The following is a 1,307-nucleotide window of genomic DNA, read 5'->3' on the forward strand; positions in this document are numbered from 1 at the left end:
GGGCCAGACCAGCGACATCGTCGCGGTCGTCCCGGTGATCGACACCGTGCCCGAGACCGGCAACCGGCTGCTCAACGAGGTCTCTACCATCACCCGCCCCGAAGCGCCCGATCTGGCCCAGCAGGTGATGTACGAGCTGGCCACCGAGTTGCCGCAGGAGCGGGTGCAACTGCTGCCCCGCGTGGCGATCACGTTCAAGGCCACCACCGCCGAGCGGCGCAAGAACCCGGCCGAGGAGGCCGTGGAGATCGGGCGCAGGCTGCCCGGCATCTGCGCGGCGCTGGCCGAGGCGGGTGTGCGGGCGCAACCGATGTCGGCCGAGGAGGTCATCTCCTTCATCCGGCGCAGCTACGATCCGGCCGCGCAGGCGGATCTCGAGGTCGCCGCGGCCGACCCGGGCGGGCACGGGCTCGGCTGGGACGACGCCGGTCCGGTCTCGCACGACGAGAAGTGGGACCACCTGATCCACGACGGTGGCCGCTCGGTCACCTGGGAGATGGACGCGGCGCCCGAGGGCGCGGTCGACGAGCGGGTGCTGCAGCGTCTGCTCGCCCCGAATCCCGAAGTGCCGCGCAAGCGCATCGCGATCGTCTACCGGCCGCACTCGGCCGCCGACGCCGCCGAGATCGTCGACGACGACTTCAAGAACGCGCTCGTCGCGCAGCAGAGCGAACGCGGTGTCGTCTCGGCCGCCGCGACACTGCGGGTCGGTGCGACCCAGCAGGCTCGCGAGGAACAGGCCCGCGGACACGGCGTCACCCGCTTCGGCGCGCTGGTGACGATCACCGAGCCGCTGCGCGGTGACCTGCCGCGCATCGAGGCCATCACCCGCGACCTCTCGACGCAGGCCCGGCTCAAGATCCGGCGCTGCTACCGCTACCAGGCCGCGGCGTTCGCGGCCTCGCTGGGTTGCGGCGTCATCCTGCCCGAGCACGCGACCATTCCGAAGGCATTGGCGGGGTGAGGCGATCATGGGACGCGACTTCGACGACATCGCGCTACGGCCCGTTCACCGGCCGCCCCGCATCCGAGGGGAACGCGAGCCACGACCGGTCGGGAGCTCGTCGCGCGTGAGCGACGACGTGCTCGGCCTGGAGGAGCGCACCGAACGCGCCGACCGCGAGTCGGCGCGCGGGACGTCCACGGCCGACGAGCACGCCGAGCGCGAACGTCGCGCGCGCGCCGGGGAACCCGGCGGCCGAGGACGCGCGGACGAGCCGCGCAGGGCGGCCGGCGAACCGACCGGGCGCGCGCGTCCCGACGACGACCATCGCAGGCCGAGGGAGAACCGCAGGCCACCCGAGGAC

General features: G+C 73.3%; 2 protein-coding genes. Both read left to right on the forward strand.

Annotated features, from left to right (window positions below):
* Positions 1–964, forward strand: a 964-nt coding sequence (locus QH270_RS26245) for an SCO6880 family protein (RefSeq protein ID WP_348537690.1), incomplete at its 5' end; no start/stop codon positions are given.
* Between the two features lie 106 nt (positions 965–1,070).
* A partial coding sequence (locus QH270_RS26250; RefSeq protein WP_432420432.1) for a hypothetical protein occupies positions 1,071–1,307 on the forward strand: 237 nt, incomplete at its 3' end.

The organism is Nocardia neocaledoniensis (assembly GCF_029868625.1).
Taxonomy (GTDB): domain Bacteria; phylum Actinomycetota; class Actinomycetes; order Mycobacteriales; family Mycobacteriaceae; genus Nocardia; species Nocardia neocaledoniensis_A.